Origin of the sequence: Natrinema versiforme JCM 10478 (assembly GCF_000337195.1) — an archaeon.
GTDB classification, from domain to species: domain Archaea; phylum Halobacteriota; class Halobacteria; order Halobacteriales; family Natrialbaceae; genus Natrinema; species Natrinema versiforme.
The window spans coordinates 1-20,497 of sequence record NZ_AOID01000036.1 but is presented as its reverse complement, the minus strand read 5'-3'; the positions used below and the strand labels follow the sequence as shown (position 1 = coordinate 20,497).

Below are 20,497 nucleotides of genomic sequence, written 5' to 3'. Positions count from 1 at the left end.
AGATCACCTTTCGGCATAGAATAGTATCTCGCGGCTCGGTTTGCAACGGAGATTGGAATAGGATGGGCGTATTCTTCGTCCGTAGCTATATGATAGTGCTTGCCCTTGCAAGGAGTTATATTTTATTGCTTCTATAGACATTTGTATTTAATTCCCAGATGGGATTTAGACCGCTCTCGCAAACACTACCGTTGTCTCTCGCCACAGGATCGGTGGTATTTACTAAATATTTGACATATACGATAGAATTTTTCTGTCTGTCTACACAATAGCAGCAAGTTCGAGGCTGGCGCGCTCAGTCGGCCAGCGGGCCGGCTTTGTAATAAAGGAAATTAGAAACGTGAGCGGCACGCTCTGGCAGTCCGATTTTTGGCACCCTACCCTCACCCTGACAATTGAATACGGGGACGGTCATGTCTGAAGATATGCAAGGAGTGATTGTGTGGGCAACCATCCTCGGTATCGTATTCGGAGTTGGCGGTTCGTTCGGTTACAAGCACTCGGATACCATCCGTCGGTGGATAAAGCGTGCATCGTCCTCAGGGAGAGATAGTAACCGTTGAACCAGTCTGAAAACGTAGGACAGTTAGAGGCTAGCGAGCCAGCTTTTAGGAGAGTTGTAGTCGGGTTAGTCCGTCGCACCGTACCCTTCCTCACGCATCAACTCGGCGACGCCCTCGGGATTCTCGAAGGCGTATTTCAGTGCGAACTCCCGTGCGTCTGTTTTCGATACGTCGGCTGTTTCAAGCGCATCGGCGAGATCGTTGCGAAACGCTGACTCCTGATTACTCACGTCGGTCCGAAGATGGACTTCGATTCGCTCGTCGCGTTCATCGCCGACCTTGCTCCGGCGGACGAAGTACGGATACTCGTGGCCGTCGTCGGGTTCGGATTCCGTTTCGGTCGGCGTTGGATCGGTCTGATCGACGTCGTAATCGCCACGTCCGCCCTCGCTCGGCTCGGATTGTTGAGGTTCGTCGTCGGAGGTCTCCTCGCTCGAGTCGTCGTTATCACTACCGAAATCGAGGCTTCCCGAGCCCTTTTTCATCGGCATTAGGCCGTCACCTCGCGTTCGGCGTCGTCACCGACGGTGAACGTCCGCTCGCCGTGGTCGTCGATCTCGAGGGTGAGCTGTGGGTCAATCTCAGTATCGAAGGTTTCGGTCGCGATGAACGCAGCCAGCTCGTAGATATCCCGAAGCGTCTCGAGTTCGCGATCGCGGACCCGACGCGTACCTGGTTCACTGACCATTTCATCGTCTTGCTCGAAGGTCTTCCACCGCTCTTCGACCACCTTGTACGCCGAGCCGCGAGCTTCCCACATCGCGTCCATAAGACTTTCACGAGCGGGGATCGCAACCGGCGTCGAATACATCTCGTTATTTTTGAATTGCTTGGTGTACTGGGTGTGTGCGTTCGTCTGCCCGATCGCCGTCGGGATGACACACGACAGGCCAACCTCGATATCCAATTCGTCACTCATGTTCGCAACCATTTCCTCGAGTCCATCGAGACTGAGGTTACCCTTCCCTGCGGGTTTGACTGGCGCAACGAGCGTTCGTAGCGCGTAGATCGCGTTATACAGCAGGTCCTCCGCGCGAGCGTTCGGGTCGATGAGGACGGCGTCGTACTGGTCCTGGAGTTGCTGTTCGTTCCAGAGTAAGTCATAAAGCAGTTCGAACCGCGGGAACTCGTCGCGGTTCATATTCTTCATGCCCGTCTCGTAGGCGATCTTTTGCTCGAGGTTCGACGTGAAGTCCCCAAGCATGTCGTGGCTCGGGATTACGTCGACACCCTCTTCGGAGGTCTCAATTAGGTCCTCGAAGTCGCCGTCGGGCATTTCGAGAATGTGTTTGACGAGGTTATCGGCCTCGGGGTCGCTGCGATGTTCCCCCACGTCGAAGAGGCTCGTCAGGTTGCCTTCTTGGGGATCTAAGTCGATTACGCATACGTCGAGCCCCATCCGCTCCAGGGCGACCGCGAGATTCGCCGTGGTGGTCGTTTTGAACGTCCCGCCTGATTCGGAGTAGACGACGGCAGTTATCATCAACAGAGCGTACAGTCAAGACATACATAAATCTGTTTCAGACAGTCGGTACAGGTTTCTGGTACAGTCATCTGGTACAGGTGTCTGTTGCAAGTATCTGTTACAGTCGTCTGTAACGACGCCATCTTGCGGTTATATCCAAATAAAACGATATTACTTACGAGTAAGATAGTTCCGACGCCAGTAATACGGCAATAGATGCCGATCGGGCAGACCCCACGCAACGCGCCTCTGACAAACGACCCCACCGTGATGGTTCCCGAAGTAGCAACACGAGTGTCGACCTCGAGCAATCGGCAGACGTGACGGCCATGCCCGACTTTCGACTAGCGAGGTATAGCCATTGTGGTGACAGGCGCTTGGGACACACCACGTTGCGAGTGAAGCGGGCCACGAGATTGATAACGGCGCGTGTGATAGCGTCTCATGTCGCGTCCTCGTACGCGACAGACAATCATCGTCTCAGATCAGCTCGGCGCGGTCGTTGCCCACGCTACGCCGAGCTCAGGGAGTCGTTTTTGGCTGCACAATCCGTCCGGGCTATTAATCGAAATCTTCGGGAGAATGCTCCACCAAAACCTCACCAGGGGTCATATCGTACTCCTCAGCAATCCTATCAACTTCATCCATACCATCTTCGACTATAGCAGAAAAGACGACTGAAGGGTCAACATCATATTTATCCGCGTACTTTTCTATCTGCTCTACTTTCTCGTCTGGTAGTTCGACCTCTATTTCTTCCATGGACAAAGTAGACACAGATGGCCAATATAAAGATGATAGGTCCGCTCAGGACTCGTCAGTGTGTTTCCTGGTATCCATTCTGTTCGCACCATTCTTGGAGATCTGAGTAGACCATATCTTCATCTTCAATCTCGCCTTTGGTCAACAGTCGATAGCCGTCTTGAGATTCGTTTTCGACGACAGCGCATGCGCTGTTTTCGGTCATCAAGAAAAACGCCGGGATAATCGAACCCGTTGACATACGCTGAGACATCACTTCTGGGTGCAACTCGAGAACCTTCGGCGAACTTTCGATCTTCTCGGCGATCTCTGGGGTCAGTGGGTGAGGGATTGAACCGATCATAGTGCTTGGTGTGTACTTCAGGAATATTGTTCTATCTGTGTTCAGACGGTTCACCAGATACTCGGACCACCTCGAGCGGACTGGATCTCCTCGAGATCGGATTTGGGACCAAGATCAGCCAGATCGTATTCAATAAGTCCCCGACTGTCTTGGTCTGAGTCTGGCAACGGAAGCGTATCACCAAGGACATCGATCTCAACCTCTGATCGGAGAAGATCTCGAACTGTACTGTCGTAATGGCGAAGCTCACCTTTCGAGTATCCGAGATAGAGTTCCGTGTCGGACGTTTCAGAAGTCATGGGTCAGATTCCTCCTCATAGATCTCTTTCAGTTCGCCGTAGCAGTGAGGACAGGTAGTGAGCTTCTCTTGCTCTACGTTCAACTCGGAATCACAATCCTTGCATTTGACGTAGCAGGTATCCGGGTCTGCGGTGAGCCAGTCTGACTCAGCATCCTTCGGAAGGACGACTGTCATCTGGTCGTGGATAGGCTTCATCACGTCGTTCGGATCCGTCGTGTGAATCGTTACGCACGAGATCGTCTCGTCGTCGCCCTCCCAGATGTCCTAGAGGCCAACCATCGCGACCGCCGGATCATTCTCGCGGTGAATCCGATAGGGCTGTTTCGTCCCGCCATGCGGTGCTTTCCACTCGTAGAACCCTGACGAGAGGACGAGGCAGAGACAGGATTCCCACGCCCGCTCGAGAACACGTTTCTCGTCGGCTGTCGCCGAGCATGCGTTGGTGATTCCCTCCTCCGACTCATCTTCCCTTCCCAGAACGGTATCAGGCCCCAATGGTATACGTCGATCTCGTCGGAAGCCTCGTTTGTGATGATGTGTAGGTCCTCACCTGGCGCAATGTTGTATCGGGGTGTATAGCCGCCTCCGCGACAACCTCCGCATCGAACCGGGCCTCGAGGTCGTCCTGCTCGGTGAAGAGCAAATTACGTCCACACATACCGTCGGGTTCGGTGGAGAGCATCTTCAACGTGGTCGCGCAGAATCGTAGTCGGCGACATTTCGGGCCTTAACCAACATTCGTCACATGAGGAGCGGATCTGTTGGTTAACGCTGTCAGTCCAGACCAATACATTCTGGAAACATTCTCGGAACAAGCGAGCGGTGAGAGAAATCGGGCAACTCAGCCTGGATTCTGGAATGGTGGATTCGACCTCCCGTTTCTACTAGGCATCTGAGCCGCCACGACATCGAGTGGCCCTTTGACGTACTGTCGCACCCTGAGAGATGGGTTCTTCCACCTTACATCATGGGAGAACATCCTGATGCGTCGGAAATCCTCATCACTCAGAGACTGGTGACCCGACGAACCGGATTCCGTCGCGACGAGGAGTCGGTCCTCGCCGTCGACGTCGTACACATCAATCGCATCACCCCACTTGTGCGGCAGGCACGGCAGCTAAACGCATATCCAGTCAGGAACCTCGCGTGCTTCAACGTCAACTTCTCGGGGGAGTTTCGGTACTGCCTCGAAGATCAGAACCTAGATATCCTGGTCTGTTCAACGTGCGAGATCATCCCGACACTGTACGAGATGGCCGCGACCGCCGGCGTCGACGAGTTCAAGATCAGAAGCATTGAGGATCGTCAGCGGTCGACCCCGGAGTTCATTGAAGACATCCAACGAGACTATCTCGAGCGTCTTGATGCAACGCAATCCCCAGAAGTGGTGTTCGGTCACCTTGAGAGAGCGATCAAAGCGCTCCATTCTGGTGACGTTGCTATGGAGCGACTCGTCGAGCAGAATCGTGTCTCAAGCTACTCAATGGGATTAGGTTGGGATCGGAACCTCATTCGACGCGGACTTGATGATACACGTGTAGTCGTTATAACAGACTGGTTCTGGCGAACCCCCCCCCCCCCTTTTTCGAGTTGTAAACTCGTGACGAAGGGGTGGGGTGAGAAGTAGAAGGGGCAGTGAAACAGTCGATTATAGCAGATACACGCAATAGGAGGTTTGAAAAGGTGATTTACCAGATTGCAACTAGTGATGCGAAAAGTTTATCATAAAGAACTTCTAACCACAACCGCACTAGAGGACGAGAAAACAAATCATCTAGCTAAAGCTAGATGATTAGAATTTCAAAGAGCACACGCTCTTCTCCGTAAATAATGGGATTTCAGGGCCTCTCTATCCACTCTAATAACCTAACTTCTCCCAGATCGGCGTTTTGAGTGATCTGTGCTCAACGACTTACAACTCGAAAAAGGGGGGAGGGGGTAGTGTGTTCAAGATACCCAAATCGGATCCAGTAGTCATGATATATGTAGGCTGATATTATTGGCATCCGTGAACTGAACCTGCGAGCGTCGTCCTTTTGCGACGATTCTGGTGCTTACTACCCGAAAACGGGGTGTGTGGAACGAGCTATCTCACATAGGACTTTATTCACGAAATCCATATAGTTTGGATTTTACTTCTGTGGTCAATTCGACTCACTTGTACTTACAACTCGAAAATGGGGTGGTAGGAAAACTGTGATAGATATGACACCATCACTCAACCTCTTACAACTCGAAAACGGGGGGTCTGGGTCATGCAAGGATTTCGATGATGAAGATCCTTGAGGATGCGTTACAACTCGATAATGGTGGGTGATAGATTCCGAAGACGGTATCAGCCTCATTCCGAGAATGGGCGGATATAGTTGTTAAATAGCCTGTTTTCGCCTGGTTACAACTCCACAAGGGTCCATATTTTTATACCCAGAGTTCGAGGTGGTTCATAATGGGACGAGAGGGACGTAGAACAGGATCGGATCATCCAGCAGGTGAAGAGGATCATGAGTCCTCCTCTGCTAATCCTGAAAATTCCGAGTCGATGGATGTAGAGTCTCCCGATACGTCACAAACGACGTTCGAGAATGAATCGGATCCTACTGATTCATCTCAAAAGGCAACAAACAACGACGGTGGTGGCATCTCAATCCGCGATCGGCTACAAACTGAGTCGTCCGGCGGAGTCTTCGCGAGCAAAGATCTCGTTCGATCAGATACTATCATTGACGAGGACCGTATCGTCGGTCGTGATGACCAACTGGGTCGTGTCGTCGATAATCTCAAACCGGTGCTCCAGAATCAAGGTATCCCTGATATGCTCTTGAGTGGGCCCTCTGGAACTGGGAAGTCGCTCATCATTCATGCAGTCTGTAAACAGATCGTCGAACTGTGTGAGTCACAAGGTAAGACCTTCGGAGTCCTCTCTATCAACTGCGAGGGGCCGAAGACAGCAGATCGTGCTGTCTATCGGTTAGTTAAAGCTGCTGCCGACGACCTCGGTGTTGATCCTGGTGTTCCTCAAACCGGGGTCTCAACGGATCAAAAGCTCGAGCGACTGTACGAACTAATGCGTGAGCATTACGACGGTGTCATCTTCATCCTCGATGAGATCGATACGCTCGAGGGACCGTACCAGGAGGCAGAATACAATTCTCTCATCTACCAGCTTTCTCGGGCTCGAAAACTCGCTGACTTTGATGGTCCGATTTCACTTACGACCATCACGAACTATGCCGATTTCATGAAGGATCTCAACAGCCGTGCACAGAGTTCCTACAATCCTGACGATATCTTCTTCGACGATTACGACGCGACGCAGCTCCGTAGTATTCTCAAAAACCGGCGGGACGCTTTCAAACCGGAATCACTTGCGGATGATGTCATTCCGCTTGTTGCTGCGTTCGGGTCCCAAACGCATGGGGACGCGCGGAAAGCGATTGATCTCCTCAGATGGGCTGGCGAATTAGCGGAACGGCGTGGTGCTGACACGGTCACCGAGACTGATGTCCGTGAGGCTCAAGAGAAATACACTGAAAATCGTAAACTCCGCCATATCAGCGGAATCTCGACCCAAAAGAAACTCTCAATCTACGCTGTGTCGGCCACTGCCCATTATGCAAGAGAATATCCTGAGTGGATACCAGCTGGACCTGCGTTCAAGACGTACCAATTTATTGCTGATACGATGGATACGGATCAGTACAGTCGCGAGACTTTCGTAAACCACGTCACTGAGCAGAGCACGTACGGAGTGTTAGACTTCGAGCGCCGAGGCAAGGGTCGAGGTAGAGGAGTGCATATGTATTTCTCCCTGTCTGAGGATCCGGAAACGATCATGGAGACGATTCGTGAGGATTCACGGTTCGGAGACCTAGCTCATGAAGATGCGACTATCAGCGCGGTTGTACGCGAACGGCTGAAGCAGTTCCGAAACAAGGACTAGTCTCAGCTCCGTATACTTACTACTCGAAAACGGGGGGTGTTTGGGCTATAGGAGATGTGTTACAACTCGAAAATGGGGGGTGTCATTCGTCGGAATTTCTCGTTACTACTCGAAAACGGGGGGTGGGAGCTAAGAAATTCGACGTGTTATTGGATGTGATATGCTTTCTTTTCGCCCTTTCCCATTTACAGCTCGAAAACGGGGGGTGTGTCCTACGATTTTATCGTTGTTAGTGCCATCAATGATGGGGATGTCGTAGAGAAACGACAGAAACGCGGGAGGTGTGGTCTCCGTAATCTCAGTATCACCCCACCAACCAATTACAACGGAAACGTGGGGTGGGTGTCGTCTCTCCCCGAGTTCTATTCGTCCGAATTGACCGGGCCTTTGTACTGGGAGCGGACTTTGTCCCCGTCCCGCCACTGCCAGTAGTAGTAGCGATTATCGTTGATTTCCTTGATCGTGATAGTCGCTTTTGAGGGAACATCGTCCGGGAGGTCGCCCGGTCGCTCCTCTACCTCGTCCTGGTCTGCTGCCTCCTCGAGACGAGCCTCGCGTTCCTTGTGCTCGGCTAGCGCTTCGGCGTACGTAGCAACATCTCGGAGCCGTTCCGGGTCCAACTCGTTGAGCGTGTTAACGATCTCAGTCGGGAGGTTCGCCGGTGGGGTCGGGGGTTCGTAGGACATCAGCTACTCTCGTGTTAACCAACACGACCCGCTAATCCATAGTTTTGTTGGTTAAAATGACTTGAGCGGTTCTTGTGTCTGCTGACTGTAACACTACTCGAAACTTCTTTATATACAAGTTTCGTACTATGTTACACCGTGCTCCGGCGCATCGAACTCGAGGTCCTCGCCACGGTCGACCGCGGCGACACGATTTCCGAGCTCGCGACGAAGCTTGACCACAGCGAGAGCTACCTCTCCCGTGCCNGAACTCGAGGTCCTCGCCACGGTCGACCGCGGCGACACGATTTCCGAGCTCGCGACGAAGCTTGACCACAGCGAGAGCTACCTCTCCCGTGCCGTCGGCGACCTTGTTGAGAAGAGGCTCGTCTACACAGAACGCGACGGGCGGCGAAAACGAGTCGTCCCGTCGGATGCTCGCGCCATCGAACTCTACCAAGATCTCGTCCGCCAGCACTCCCACATTGACTTCCCCGAGCTGCTGACCGGCAAGGCACTTGAGGTGCTGTACTACCTCGACCAGCCGCGAACCGTCTCCGAGATCGCCGACTGGAGCGACAACTACCGCAACACGGTTAACCGCGTCCTCAAGCGGTTTTGTGACCGTGGTCTCGTCGGGACGGCCGACGGCCACTACGAGTTCAACGCCGACTTCGACCGCCTCCACGAGTTCGCACGTGAACTCGCACACCATCTGCATCGCCAACGCCTCGAAGCCGTCGCCCCGAAGGGCACGATTCTCTGGGAGGACTACGACGAATTCCTTGCCCAGGCCGAGACGGAGATCGACGCGGGGGAATTCCACGAAACTGGCCTCGCTCGGTTCGCGGCCTTCGACCTCCAGTTCCTGCTCACCGGCCACCGATACTACTTCTACTCCGAGGAACTCGACGCAGTCTCGCCGGCGGAGCTCTGCTGTCACACCCTCTTGATCGACGACGGAAGCCGCCACCGCTCGTACTGTCTCCTCCTGCTCAGCCACGTCGATGTCGACGAGGAGGATCTTCGAGAGCAGGCGGTGAAGTATGACCTTGAAGACGAAATCGACGCCTTGCTCCGCTACCTCGAGAAGTACGACGAGCTAAGATAGCCAGATATAGATGCGAACTTTCTAGCTGTCGCCGTCGGTCTCGAGCTCGAACTGCTCGTTCTCTGAGACGACGTTGAGGACGATGCTCGTGTTCGACTGGTTGATGTCGGGATCGGTGATCAGCTGTTTGATCTGGTCGTTCATGTCGTCCGTGTCTTTGAACTTCCCGATGGCGATGATGTCGTAGTCGCCCGTGACCTCGTAGACCGATATCATCTGGCGGTGATCCTTCAGCGTCTCCGTGATCTCGAGCAGTGCGTTCCCTTCTCCTTTGAGTTGCATGATGGCGGTGACATCGTATCCAGCTTTGTCGTAGTCGATAATCGGTGTGTAGCCTTCGATCACTCCGTCTTCCTCGAGGTCGGAGAGGTGGTTGGAGATGGTGGTGACGGAGACGTCGAGTTCTTCGGCGAGGCTGCGGAGGCTGGATCGTCCGTCTTTGAGCAGTTCATTTACTAGGTCTTCGTCGAGGTATTCGTACGTCATTGTAGGATTTGAACCGTTCCTTATACTAGGAGTTTTCGAATAGATAGTTCGCACCTGAATAGCGTATCCTCTACAGGGATTTATTCTAGACAACTGGCGGCAAGTGATGCATATAGCAGGGTCTATTCAAAGGTTGCCATTTGAGCACCTTGACGTCGGGATTTGTACCGTTGGACCAGCAACCGCTTTCGCACGCTCAAGTTCGTGAAGTTCCTCGTGGGCCTGCCGTTCGAGGGCAACTGCTCGACGGCAGCGGTTGATTCTCTCGTCGGCAACGACATCGTCGTCACTGCTCGTGAAACGCTTGCCCGGTGATCGCGTTGTTCGAGCATTAGGTTCGAGCATTAGTATGCATCCTCCTGAGCGGCGTCTCGAGCGTCTGCTTGGAGGTGCTCATAGCGGATCTCACACCTGTTTGAACAGAAGCGGCCAGCGTACCCTGCCTGATCACGGGCAAGTCTTGTACAGGTTGGTACTCGGCACTCGTCGCGGTCAGTCATCTCCTGATACCTCGTTTCAGGAATCGAATCGTTTCAGCGCTGCCGGGCGCTGTTGCTGTGAATCTTGATTTCATGCATTGTACAGTGGACTTTGTTCGCGTCCCCTACACCCCTCTGGGGGAGATAAACTCCCTCGAATGAGCGAATACCTCTCTTATCGAACGAATGTTCCATCCGGAGCAGGAACGAGCCCAGTTCGAATCTCGAGATCGACACGCCGAAGATGCTTGCAGCCGTCATCTGGCTGGCGCTGCTCGAAATCTGGACAGCTACACGTCTCTTTCTCGATGTCGACCTCGTAGGTATGTCCACTCTCACTCACGACCTCATAGAGAGCGCCCGCCGTGGCAAAGCGGACGTCCATGTCCTCACTCAATGCACGGCGAGTTCGTGGGTCATTGATCGAGTAGCCACCTTCCTCGAGTGGGGTCGGTAGTGCTGGCGTCTTGCATTGGTCCCGGAACTCGTCGCGATGATTTCGTTCCTAGCTATAGTTTCCCGACAGCGCTAGTAGCGGGTTCGATACTCGTGACTGTCAGTGAGATCGAGGTCAGAGGGTGTTGGCTTCGTGCCTGGGACCCACTTGTCGATCACGATGAGTTCGTTTAGTGTCTCCGGAGTAGTGTTGCTCTCGGTCACTGCTACCGCTGTACTCGTGACGCTCGTGGTGCTTTTCTTGGTGGATCGGTTGATCTGTACTTATGGGGGTTTCGAGGCGCAGGTGAAAGCGCCTCAGCCCTCAGGCGCGAAAAACACCGTGTAACTCGGCAAGTGCATTATAGCGTGAAAACCCAAGAACTCATCCACCTTCATTCGTTGCTCTTCGAAACACGTGAGTACCTTGAACGGGAGGGCAACGTGCCATACGGTGCATTTGTTTCCTACGATGCACAACCGATTCGTCCGTCCCATATTCATCGCCAGAAAGACGCACACATGAACGCAATTCACCTACTATTGGACGGGTTCGACCAATCCCTTCAGACGCACCCTCCACCAGCCACGTAACACTTCTCTGAATATGCTATACTGCTATAATATGACACCTACTATTGAAGGGGCATCTGGACGTGGTGAATTGAACGCTGTTGTAATAGGTAATCCAAGTTCTGTCGACGAATGCCTTTTTTACCCATCGGTCGCGACTGACGAAGAACTCGAAACGATGTGGATTCTCGCCAAGGAGGGTGATTATACCCCACTGAAGGATAGTCAATGAAGGACCAGCATAGAGGGGCAGAAGAGTCGGCGAGGCACAAAATTGACATCGGAGAGTTGATCGCCGACATATATCACTGATTATTCATGTAAGAGGATCTGGATATAGAAGCAATACAGTTACAACCATCCGTTAGGCAGTTCATCCTCGTGATTATTTAACAATTCAACAAGTGGTCTAATTTCGTCAAAATTCGGTCCTTTTGTGACTACATGTTCTTCTTTATCCCAGTTTATGAATCCATCCGCTTCTAATTTTGGAAGGTGAATGTGGGTCATCTGCATGAGTAATTCCTCTAACTCGCCGTCATCAACGTCCATATCTCCGATATAGGCTTTTGTGTCATCTTCTGGATTGTGTTCCAACATATGTATTAGCAACCGTCGTCGTTGCGCATTAGCGAATGTGTCAAAAACTTCATCAATATTGGTCATGGTTTCTCTATGATTGGAGTAGCCAAATGCGTCACTCCAAAAAAGAAAGGTAGGTGTGATACTGTAGGTGAATAAACACTCGATCTGTCCGCAGACGTATATCAGCGGTAAGTACAGGAGTTACTATCACCACTAAGAGGATTCGTCAATAAAGACTCAAGCGGAACCGATGCGTATTCTTTTTGCACTGTGACTCAAAGATGGGTGACATGGATGAGGGGGGAGGGGGTGAAACTGGCATAGAAATTCTCTTGGTCGAGGATAACCCCGGAGACGTTCGGTTATTTGAGGAAACCCTTCACGAGACAAATAGTACACTTCATATCACAAATGATGGTAAGCAAGCACTCGACTTCCTCCATCGACGTAACGAGTTTACCGGTGCCCCCTGCCCCGACATCGTTCTTCTCGACCTGAACCTGCCAAAAGTAGATGGGGTTCAGGTCTTCGATGAAATCCGAAGTAGTTCCGAATTGGAAGACCTTCGAGTTATCATCATAAGCAGCGCACAAGAGGAATACACCAATCTCGAACAGGATATTCTTGATAAAAACGATTTTCTCACCAAACCTGCTGATCCTGAAGAATTTATGGCTCTCGTTCGCTCAAGCATTTTTGACTGATGTGAAGTTGACAACGAGATGATAGCGGTTTACGCATCGGTATCGGGTAAATAACCTTTCCTGATACGTGCGATAGTACCGTTGCAGCCAGTGCGACGGTGGTGTAGCGTAACACACGCCCGTGCCACGGGTGTGCCGAGGGTGCAATTCCTTCTCGTCGCGTACTTCTTTGATTTCTCTCGAGTGTTCAGTACCGCCTCTGCATAGAGCATTGCTGTATGAATATTTCCGCCTCGTTTTAGAGTGAATGGGGTGTTCAGCCGCATTTGTAGTTACCGATCAGTATAGGAGGTCTATGTAACAGCGGCAGCAACATGACTCCGTTAGTCAGAACTCGTAGTGAGCAATCTCAGTCGTTCCACAGCAGGGACATCTCTCAGTGTCTTTCCCTATTTTCTCCCCACAATTTCGGCACTCATGCAGGGTTCTACTCTCACCGCCCACGCATTCACGAATTGTTTTGAGTACCCCCATTTTGCGGAGGTAGCATATCCATGCGTATTAACCCTGTTACCAGCATCACCCTGTATAAAAGAGGGGAGAGACAGTGATTGGCTTCCACTGTATCTTTGACTGGATAGTATACTGTTCAGTTCGCATGTATAGTGAACGGATAGTTTAGTCCAAAGAGATCGAAAGGAACGTCATTCGAATTGTTCTGTGACACCCTCATGTACAGTCTATCGATCCCGTCTCAAATTTGAGAGGCATCTCACAGCGGTAACGGTCCTAGTTGCTATAGGGGATATTTTTAAGCCGTTCACTACCGACGATTGTGAAAAGCGATATGAACGATCGTATTGATCCGCGGTCGCCGCTGCCGGAGTGGATCATGGACACGTACGATGTCCTCTGTACGTCTTGTTTCACTTCAGCCGACGAAGAAGGCGTCCAGTCGGTCCCTCGAGAGAAAGCGCTCACGGTGCTTCTCACTGCTGAGACTCTATCTTTCGAACCCGAAAACGCAAGCCACGCACTCACTCGGTTACTTGAGCGAGGGTACGTCTATGCGGTTGATGGGGAACTCCGTGTGACGACACCAGAGACAGACGTGTGAGTACACAATTCGGGAGGTGACCGCCCACTTCAGAAGATGGGTAATGTCTGATATCGCACATCGGTTGTTCAAGTCCGATAGTACTCAGCCGGTGTTGGTTCTGGCAGTAAAAAACAACCCGCCTTGGTCAAGCGTATAACTGAGAATGGAAGCCGATGGCTCATAATTGGGTACGGAAATCCAGGAATACAGGTAGTAGCCTAGTCAGTCCTCACTTTGCAATTCAACGAATGAATTGCTTCCACACCGACAAGATGGCCTGTTACTGGCCCGCGTCAATGTCCCATCAGGAAGCCGAAACGCGGGATAGACGGCTCCGCATTCTGTACAGCGGATGGAAACCTCCTCTGTACTACCCTGATCCTTCATCGTCGATAGAGTGAACGAGACGAAGTGAATATATAGAAGTGGTGGTTATTCCGTTATCCGACGCTGATCGATACGCATCTATAGTGGTCGCGGGTCACCTGCCACTGATCGCTAACGGTCCGTTCCAATGACACAGAGAAAGGGGCCTCAACTGTCTTCTTACTCTGAACGAAGGACCTGCACATCGGAATGCGTCACGCAGAGCCGAAACTCACCAACTGAGAATCTGATCTCGAGTTCAGTGTGCGGACCGGCCGAGTTCACGAGTTGCTCAAGTGCTTCGACATGGATCACTCGGTGAAGTTGGTACTCGTCACGATCAAGACCTGCCGTTTCGAGCGTGTCGACGATTTCGAAGAGGAGTTCCTGCTCACTCATTTGGGATCACCTCGTCGACGACATCGATGATCTCTCCAGCGGTCGAACTGATCCGCTCGAGTCGGTCGAAGATCACTTCCGGGTCTTCGCCCTGCCATGCGGCCAGATAGAACGCCGAGCCGCTCGTATCCAGCCCGAAGTACCGTCCAACGATGTAGCCGACTGCTTCCGCCTCGAGTTCGCGTTTCGACCGTTCAATTTCGTCATCGACGCCACTGTGTAACAGCGCGTGAGCGTACTCGTGGACGAGCGTCACAGCGAGATCGGCGCTGTTCTCACGGTCACGTGCTTCGATGAGTGGTCGTTCTGCAGGCGATCGGTACTGACAGACGCCCTTGGCATCACCGTGAGGCCAGTCGTCTCGGGAGACGACCTCCACATCCACAGTGAGTGACGAGGCTGCCTCGAGCAGCGCTGGCAGTAGCTCATCGGCGGTTCCAGTCGCTTCGGTCTCGAGGTTGGGTAGTGGCTCCCCCTCAGTTTGGGAAATATCGAAGACTGGTGCTGGTCGAAAGCCGACAAGCCCTTTCGACCACTCCTCGGGCGGTGTCTCATCGTATTCGCAATCGCTTCGATCGTGGTACGACGGTGAGTTCTCACACTCGGGGCACTGCTTCGCGATGATCGGCGCCCAGATCCAGATTGCACTTTCACCTTCTTTCACATGACGGTCGAATTTGCTTTGCCACGTCCGATAGCCGGCGACGCGGGTCGCATTGGGATACTGGCGATTGATCAGCAGTGTATTTCGATGCGAATAGTCGTGAAAGCGGCTCTGTACATCGAGCCACCGCTGAAATTCGTCGCTCGAGACTGCGTCGTCGACCTCGTCGACGAGGTCTTCGACCCACGCTTCCATCGTACTCTGCATCTCCTCACGTCTGGTGTCCGAATCATCGAAGGACACCTGCAAACAGTCACTTGGAGCCATCGTTTGTGACGACGGACGCTCCATTCTGGAACGCCCCTCACCCCTTCGGGGGAAGAAAAACACACTCGAGGAGCGCTCGAGCAACTCCGCTACAGTAGATGGTAGCTATTTTTCTTATTCAGAAGGTCCAATGAAGATCGCGTTACGTACAGGGCGCGGATGTAGCACGAGATTCGGCTCGAATTGCGAAGGTTGTGACCGCTCAGTATAGCGGGCGCATTTATCGGTGCAGGCTGTGTACGTTCTCCTGTATGCCTGAAGAAGTCCTGTTCAAATCAGAGAGAGACCAGAGTCGAGAAGAGATTGCATCGTACCTCCGGAAAGTCGCGGACAATCTCGAAAGCGGAGACCCCATCAACCTGAAAGCAGGCTCCGAGTCTGTAACACTGAACCCCCCTGCCCGGCCGACCTTCGAGGTCAAAGCTGAACGCGAAGGTCCGGCTGGCAACATGACTGAACGCAGTATCGAATTCGAACTCGAATGGGACGAGAACGATGGTGGAGAGGGCAACAAAAGTGGTCAGTTAGAAATCGAGTAGTCACTCCGCATCTGTAGTTACCGAATCACCCAATTCATTCTCACACAGATATCTGAATAAAGAAGCCGCACTATCAACTACTGGTTGCAAGCGTTCCTCTGGTTTGCTATATCTGGCTCAGGTATCAATCTCGAGTAACTCGTCTCGCCGGTTGCGGAGCGTGTTCGGTGATGTGCCTGCGATATCGGCGATCCGCTGTTGCGAGAGACACAAGCCAACGCGCTGGGCAGCGAGATAGAGACAGCCCGCTGCGATGCCACTCGGCCGGCAGCCGATCGTCAGTCCGCGTTCGCGTGCCCTCTGTGCGAGCTCGAGCGCTCGTCGACGCACGTGGTCTGGAACCTCGAGTTCTGTCGCAAGCCTCGGAATCCGATCCGTTGCTGCAATCGGCTGTGTCGGTAACTCGAGTTCGACGTTCATCGCGTTGTAGGCAGTGGTGAGTCTCTGCTGATCACAGCGTGCACAGGCTGTGACTTCGGCCCGTGATCGTCCGAGTCCGTTACACCGAGACGTGGCGTAGACACTGGCTGCAGCCACCGCCTCGAGTGATCGTCCGCGACAGAGCTGTTCGGACTGTGCCGTTCGGAACAGCGAACACGCCTGATTCCGGATACTCTGTGCGAGGCCGAGACTCGCGACGATCCGCCGGATTTCACTGAGACCGTAGGCGAGGTTCCGTTCGGCTTTTGACTGCCACCGAGCACGGGACTGTTCGCGACGCAGTCGATTCAATTGTCGGCGCTTCCTACTCGAGAGGGTATTTCCGTTTCCATCTCGCTTGTATCCAATCTCAGTCGAGAGGCCTCGATCGTGACGTGTCGGTGTCAGCGGGGCGCCAGTCCGTCTCTTGGATCCCTGCTCGTCATATCGACCCCAGTCTGGTCCTCGGTCTAAGTGGGTTTCCTCGAGGATACGTCCACAGTCCTCACAGATCGTCTCGCGGTCAGTCGTTCGAACGCTGCCGCCACAGTCCGGGCAGTCAGTTGCAGTCGTCTGGACGTCTTCGTCAATCGTGGTCGTGTAGATCTCTCTCGTTGCCATCGATAACTCCGAAGAGGACAACTGATCAGCCCCTTCGCCGCTTCTGGGGCGATAAACACTACTAGTTTATTTTAGACCTTCTCGGAAGAAATCGAGAGCGGCATGCTCGCAAGAGTTGGTTTACTATAGACCAGCGAATAACCGTTCGAGTTAGATTACATAACCGATTATAAATTTCAAATATTTAGGCAGACCAACCCTACAAAGATCCTGCTAAAACCTCCCTACTTCCCGCGGTCGTCGTCCGATTCCTCATCGCTTCAACCCTCAAGGGTCCTGCAGGCTTGTCCACCCCCTGGAGCGATTCTCCTTGCGGCACGAGGAATCGCCGTGGTCCGTTGACGGCTTTGTGGACAGATGTCAGCCTGGTTCCGTGTGTCAGATCAATGAGTTTGGAACCGATCGACCCCGAAACCGCACTGGACCTGTATCTGACCCATCGCGACAGCGAGGTCACACAAGCAACACTGTACTCCCACAGTTCCTGGTTAAGTCACTTCGTGCGCTGGTGCGACTAACGAGGCATCGACAACCTGAACGACTTGACCGGTCAGTCTCTGTAGGAGTATCGGCTCCGGCGGCATGAAGAGGGCAACCTGTCATCGGCGTCCGAGAAGACCCAGATGGATACCGTCCGGGTGTTCGTGAAATGGCTGGAATCGATCGATGTTGTCAAGGAGAATCTGCACATCAAGGTGCAGTCACCGTTGCTGACCGGGAAGGACAACGTCCGGGGCGTGATGCTGGGGCAGGACCGCGCCGAGAGAATCTTGGAGTACCTGGACACGTACGAATACGCGACTCGTCCCCACGTGCTGGCCTTACGGCACTTGACCACGAGAGGGCATCACAGTGCCCCTTGAGCGTGAGCCCGCACGCGCTTCAGCGAGGTAGCATCACATATGCATTGAACCAAGAGTGGCCAACGAAAACCGTGAGAAACCGGGCGAATGTTCCCGAAGGTATGCTTGACAAACACTACGATCGACGGACCAAGCGGGAGAAAATGGAAAAAGACAGTATCTCTACAATATCTGATGTGCGCACGTATCGTTTACTTTCTTTCCGCCGTCATACCGATATAATCCTCACGCAGGTTTATTATCTCCCAATATCATGTTTCGGTAACCCATGGCTACAGATGTTTCTGAGGAAAGCGATAAGAGGGGCGAGATCTTTTCTGATGATGAATTTTGGTACAAGTTAGATGTTGACTGGGAGGAAGTGAAAGAAGAATTTGAATCAGAGCAGTCAGACGATGACACGGATAGCGAGGAAGACGATGATGCGGCCGATGGGCCCGAGACGATCGCTGAAGCGTTGTTGTACGAATTTGCCAAAGGAAAGAAGAAGACTATTGAGGCAGAGCACGAGACTGTCTCGATATTTGTGTCCACGGTGCAGGCCAAGGCTGATACCGAGGTCCGCCAGGCGATGCGGTCTCTCTACGTGGACCATCAATGGTCGCTCAAGCAAAAACAGGATAAATTCGACTGTGACCAGATTGAGTCCGTTCTGTCACAGCTTTCCTCAGATGGGACGGTAGTACGGGAAGAGGTCAATGGCGACTATGATATCCTTTGGCCCGGGAACAGTGCGATTGATAAAGAGGTCCGGGACAGCGAAGTAACCGCTCGAAAACTCCTGAAAACCGAGCCGGTCATCGTCAAAAAGAGCGATGACGGCCGTTTTGTCGTGAGGGGTGCTAATAAAAGCCGGTCAAAGATCGTTGACCGAGTACGGGCGAACACGACCGCCGAGTCTGTGGAACCGAACCGGAAGCAAGAGTCCGTATCTGATCGCGTCCATGAAGCACTGACCGAACAAGAAAGCACCTTCCGGGAACATTTCAAAATCATCGAGACAAATTACACGGATTCAGCACTCCCGTCACGGCCCAACTTGAGCCTTAAAAATAGCAAGGGGCTGGAAGATGACTTATATGAACTCCATGAGTCCGGGTATTTACCGGCCGGTGGGATGTCCGGTCTCAGCTCGTTTCGTGTCGAAGACGTCGTCTATGGGGGGCGCCACAAAATCGAACTGACCCATCGTCGCGACGGGTTCCTCTTCAATTCCGAGGCCACTCGGAAGACGGATGAGGAACGGGAACGGTTTGAACGCCGGTTTGCGACCATTGCCGATATCGAGTTCGACACCATCTATGAGTACGGTTCTGCGGATAAGCGCTACTTATTGAATCAGATCCTCAGTGAGGACTACGACGCCTATCAATTGTTCTATGATAAGTTGCCCGACGAGCTTCAGGAGTTTGTCGACGACGTGCTGAAAACAGACGACGACGATGAACTGGAACTTGTCGAGGAGAAGAAATGCCAAGAATGTGGCTATGAAGCTGATCCAGACGCAGAGGAGTGCAACGACTGTGGCGAGGAACAGTTCACGGATGTTCGTGCCACAAAGACCAAAGTCACGGACAATGCGATTGCGACAAAGATCAACTACGCGCTGAAAAACATTTCACCGAGCCACGATCGCGTCGACTTCCTCTCGTTTGAGACCACTACTCGAGAACTTACCAAAGAACGCGTTTCCGAGGCAGATGTGAAGATTCATCGTGATAGAGGTGATGCGGATCTGATCAGCAGACGCCAAGTGTTTTTTGCCCCAACCGGGAGCGGTGCACGGCTCCAGCGGTTCAATGATTACATGTTGGAAGGTGTTTACGTCACGTATGGCAAGTCTGCGGGGCGACAGTTCACGGGATACGGGAGCCTAACCTTATACGATCTGCTCTTCAACGAGCAAGCCGACACCGATAAACTCGTTGGGAATGCCGTATATAGCGCAGTGACCGGTGTGCAAGATCGGATCGCTGCGCAGTCACGCGAAGCGAACAAGATTGCGGAAAAGTATCTGGCGATCACCGACGAAATCGATTCAGTCAGCAACAATAAAGACCGTCTCAAGGAATATTTCGGATCTGGGAACTACTTCGAGAAACAGGTATTTTATCTGGCTAAGTATGTGTTTAAACGATCTGAGCGGTGGGGTAAGCAAAACAAGCGGGAATCGGATGGCGCGGTGATCTTCCCTCAACAGAACCGAGACAAGGACCGCGTTCTCTCATTTGACGCAAAGCTATCGTATGAAGAGGACGGCTACAATTTCACTCCCAGCGAAGAAGACCAGGCAACGAGATATATCCTGCACGATAACGATTGGGAGCGGCTAAAAGTCAAAACAGGTGATAATCAGTTGGATGCCCATATCCTTCTCTCTCAGAATTTTGACGAGGATAAGTTCCGCTCCATGGCGGACAGTATCCGATCACACTTTGATGTCTTCACCGATGACAAGGTGACGACGACAATCGGGTTTATGACTCTGGAAGCGCTGGTTGAGCTATTTAAGCTGAAGAGAGAACTGTACGAGTACCAAGGAAAAGGGGACTTGGTAACTGACTTTAACCGGTTCTTCTACGAAGCCGCGACGATAACAGAGGACCGGGAAAATTACGCGCTGATCACAACAGAGCAGATTGACGAGATCGACCGGAAAGTCACACGCATAGCGAGCGAACTGGGTGATGATCGATTACGGCCCTACTCACCTGCGGGTCGTGAGACCTAAGTGGTATCCACAAGTGCGCCTCATTGAAAATAGCTACCGGGAGTATTTTACATGAAAAGCGGCGGTTTCCTCAAGAACCTATGCCGATGATTGATACCAGCTATCGGTCGTGATCGGTGAAAAACAGCAGATCGGAATTGATCGTATCCCGGAAGAATTTTTGCTGCTGTTCCATC

At 52.5% G+C, this 20,497-nt stretch carries 20 protein-coding genes and 4 pseudogenes; 11 read left to right on the top strand and 13 right to left on the bottom strand.

What is annotated here, in order from left to right:
- Window positions 1-628: 628 nt before the first annotated feature.
- From C489_RS12825 to C489_RS12810, 5 genes and pseudogenes are all read right to left on the bottom strand, one after another.
- Window positions 629-1,054, bottom strand: coding sequence for a hypothetical protein (locus C489_RS12825; RefSeq protein ID WP_006431716.1), 426 nt, complete (start codon window positions 1,052-1,054; stop codon window positions 629-631).
- Window positions 1,054-2,046, bottom strand: a complete 993-nt coding sequence (locus tag C489_RS12820; RefSeq protein ID WP_006431715.1) for a ParA family protein — start codon at window positions 2,044-2,046, stop codon at window positions 1,054-1,056. Before C489_RS12820 ends, C489_RS12825 begins: the two co-directional genes overlap by 1 nt.
- 543 nt (window positions 2,047-2,589) lie before the next feature.
- On the bottom strand, window positions 2,590-2,790 hold the full coding sequence (locus C489_RS21605) for a hypothetical protein (protein ID WP_006431713.1): 201 nt from the start codon (window positions 2,788-2,790) through the stop codon (window positions 2,590-2,592).
- Window positions 2,791-2,845: 55 nt separating this feature from the next.
- Entirely contained in the window at window positions 2,846-3,133 is a 288-nt protein-coding gene (locus tag C489_RS12815) for a hypothetical protein (RefSeq protein WP_152423162.1), read from the bottom strand.
- A gap of 397 nt (window positions 3,134-3,530) precedes the next feature.
- Window positions 3,531-4,092: pseudogene (locus tag C489_RS12810) on the bottom strand (SOS response-associated peptidase); the annotation flags it as partial.
- 306 nt (window positions 4,093-4,398) lie between these two features.
- Between C489_RS12810 and C489_RS23065 the strand changes: the two are divergent.
- Window positions 4,399-4,722 (top strand): annotated as a pseudogene (locus C489_RS23065) (type B DNA-directed DNA polymerase); the annotation flags it as partial.
- 1,251 nt (window positions 4,723-5,973) lie between these two features.
- Window positions 5,974-7,374: a Cdc6/Cdc18 family protein gene (locus C489_RS12800; protein ID WP_049890834.1), complete on the top strand. Its 1,401-nt coding sequence runs from the start codon at window positions 5,974-5,976 to the stop codon at window positions 7,372-7,374.
- 362 nt (window positions 7,375-7,736) lie between these two features.
- On the opposite strand, the gene C489_RS12795 is transcribed toward C489_RS12800, so the two are convergent.
- On the bottom strand, window positions 7,737-8,060 hold the full coding sequence (locus tag C489_RS12795) for a hypothetical protein (RefSeq protein ID WP_006431706.1): 324 nt from the start codon (window positions 8,058-8,060) through the stop codon (window positions 7,737-7,739).
- 241 nt (window positions 8,061-8,301) lie between these two features.
- On the opposite strand from C489_RS12795, the gene C489_RS12790 reads away from it, so the two are divergent.
- Window positions 8,302-9,150, top strand: coding sequence for a MarR family transcriptional regulator (locus C489_RS12790; protein WP_006431705.1), 849 nt, complete (start codon window positions 8,302-8,304; stop codon window positions 9,148-9,150).
- A gap of 21 nt (window positions 9,151-9,171) precedes the next feature.
- Here C489_RS12790 and lrp read toward each other — a convergent pair whose 3' ends face one another.
- A complete protein-coding gene (gene lrp, locus C489_RS12785) occupies window positions 9,172-9,636 on the bottom strand; it encodes an HTH-type transcriptional regulator Lrp (RefSeq protein WP_006431704.1) in 465 nt (154 codons plus the stop codon).
- A 162-nt stretch (window positions 9,637-9,798) separates the two neighbouring features.
- Between lrp and C489_RS23060 the strand changes: the two genes are divergently transcribed.
- Complete coding sequence (locus C489_RS23060) at window positions 9,799-9,951, top strand: hypothetical protein (RefSeq protein ID WP_006431703.1); 153 nt, start codon at window positions 9,799-9,801, stop codon at window positions 9,949-9,951.
- A 339-nt stretch (window positions 9,952-10,290) separates the two neighbouring features.
- Here C489_RS23060 and C489_RS22625 read toward each other — a convergent pair.
- Window positions 10,291-10,839: pseudogene (locus C489_RS22625) on the bottom strand (hypothetical protein).
- Window positions 10,840-10,907: 68 nt separating this feature from the next.
- On the opposite strand from C489_RS22625, the gene C489_RS20885 reads away from it, so the two are divergent.
- Window positions 10,908-11,144: a UPF0058 family protein gene (locus tag C489_RS20885; RefSeq protein ID WP_083902814.1), complete on the top strand. Its 237-nt coding sequence runs from the start codon at window positions 10,908-10,910 to the stop codon at window positions 11,142-11,144.
- Window positions 11,145-11,157: 13 nt separating this feature from the next.
- Complete coding sequence (locus tag C489_RS23235) at window positions 11,158-11,355, top strand: DUF7511 domain-containing protein (RefSeq protein WP_449289384.1); 198 nt, start codon at window positions 11,158-11,160, stop codon at window positions 11,353-11,355.
- 119 nt (window positions 11,356-11,474) lie between these two features.
- Here the strand turns inward: C489_RS23235 and C489_RS12775 are convergent, their stop codons facing one another.
- A complete protein-coding gene (locus tag C489_RS12775) occupies window positions 11,475-11,789 on the bottom strand; it encodes an ArsR family transcriptional regulator (protein ID WP_239642056.1) in 315 nt (104 codons plus the stop codon).
- 209 nt (window positions 11,790-11,998) lie between these two features.
- Between C489_RS12775 and C489_RS12770 the strand changes: the two genes are divergently transcribed.
- Complete coding sequence (locus C489_RS12770; protein ID WP_006431701.1) at window positions 11,999-12,412, top strand: response regulator; 414 nt, start codon at window positions 11,999-12,001, stop codon at window positions 12,410-12,412.
- A gap of 787 nt (window positions 12,413-13,199) precedes the next feature.
- Complete coding sequence (locus tag C489_RS20880) at window positions 13,200-13,469, top strand: hypothetical protein (protein WP_083902813.1); 270 nt, start codon at window positions 13,200-13,202, stop codon at window positions 13,467-13,469.
- Window positions 13,470-13,997: 528 nt separating this feature from the next.
- Here C489_RS20880 and C489_RS12760 read toward each other — a convergent pair.
- Together C489_RS12760 and C489_RS12755 are read right to left on the bottom strand one after the other, a co-directional pair.
- Window positions 13,998-14,216 carry a hypothetical protein gene (locus tag C489_RS12760; protein WP_006431699.1) on the bottom strand — a complete coding sequence of 73 codons (219 nt, stop codon included), beginning with the start codon at window positions 14,214-14,216 and terminating at the stop codon, window positions 13,998-14,000.
- Complete coding sequence (locus C489_RS12755; protein WP_049890831.1) at window positions 14,209-15,147, bottom strand: SprT family zinc-dependent metalloprotease; 939 nt, start codon at window positions 15,145-15,147, stop codon at window positions 14,209-14,211. Before C489_RS12755 ends, C489_RS12760 begins: the two co-directional genes overlap by 8 nt.
- Window positions 15,148-15,398: 251 nt before the next feature.
- Here C489_RS12755 and C489_RS12750 point away from each other — a divergent pair, with 251 nt between their 5' ends.
- Window positions 15,399-15,686, top strand: coding sequence for an amphi-Trp domain-containing protein (locus C489_RS12750; RefSeq protein ID WP_006431697.1), 288 nt, complete (start codon window positions 15,399-15,401; stop codon window positions 15,684-15,686).
- A gap of 117 nt (window positions 15,687-15,803) precedes the next feature.
- Here C489_RS12750 and C489_RS12745 read toward each other — a convergent pair whose 3' ends face one another.
- Both C489_RS12745 and C489_RS23055 read right to left on the bottom strand, forming a co-directional pair.
- Window positions 15,804-16,418, bottom strand: a complete 615-nt coding sequence (locus tag C489_RS12745; protein ID WP_006431696.1) for a transcription initiation factor IIB — start codon at window positions 16,416-16,418, stop codon at window positions 15,804-15,806.
- A gap of 147 nt (window positions 16,419-16,565) precedes the next feature.
- Window positions 16,566-16,727 (bottom strand): annotated as a pseudogene (locus C489_RS23055) (TFIIB-type zinc ribbon-containing protein); the annotation flags it as partial.
- Between the two features lie 623 nt (window positions 16,728-17,350).
- Here C489_RS23055 and C489_RS22620 point away from each other — a divergent pair.
- Together C489_RS22620 and C489_RS12735 are read left to right on the top strand one after the other, a co-directional pair.
- Window positions 17,351-17,590 (top strand): hypothetical protein, encoded by a 240-nt coding sequence (locus C489_RS22620; RefSeq protein ID WP_006431695.1) that lies wholly within the window; start codon window positions 17,351-17,353, stop codon window positions 17,588-17,590.
- Between the two features lie 268 nt (window positions 17,591-17,858).
- Window positions 17,859-20,321, top strand: coding sequence for a hypothetical protein (locus C489_RS12735; RefSeq protein WP_006431694.1), 2,463 nt, complete (start codon window positions 17,859-17,861; stop codon window positions 20,319-20,321).
- The last annotated feature ends 176 nt before the right edge of the window (window positions 20,322-20,497 follow it).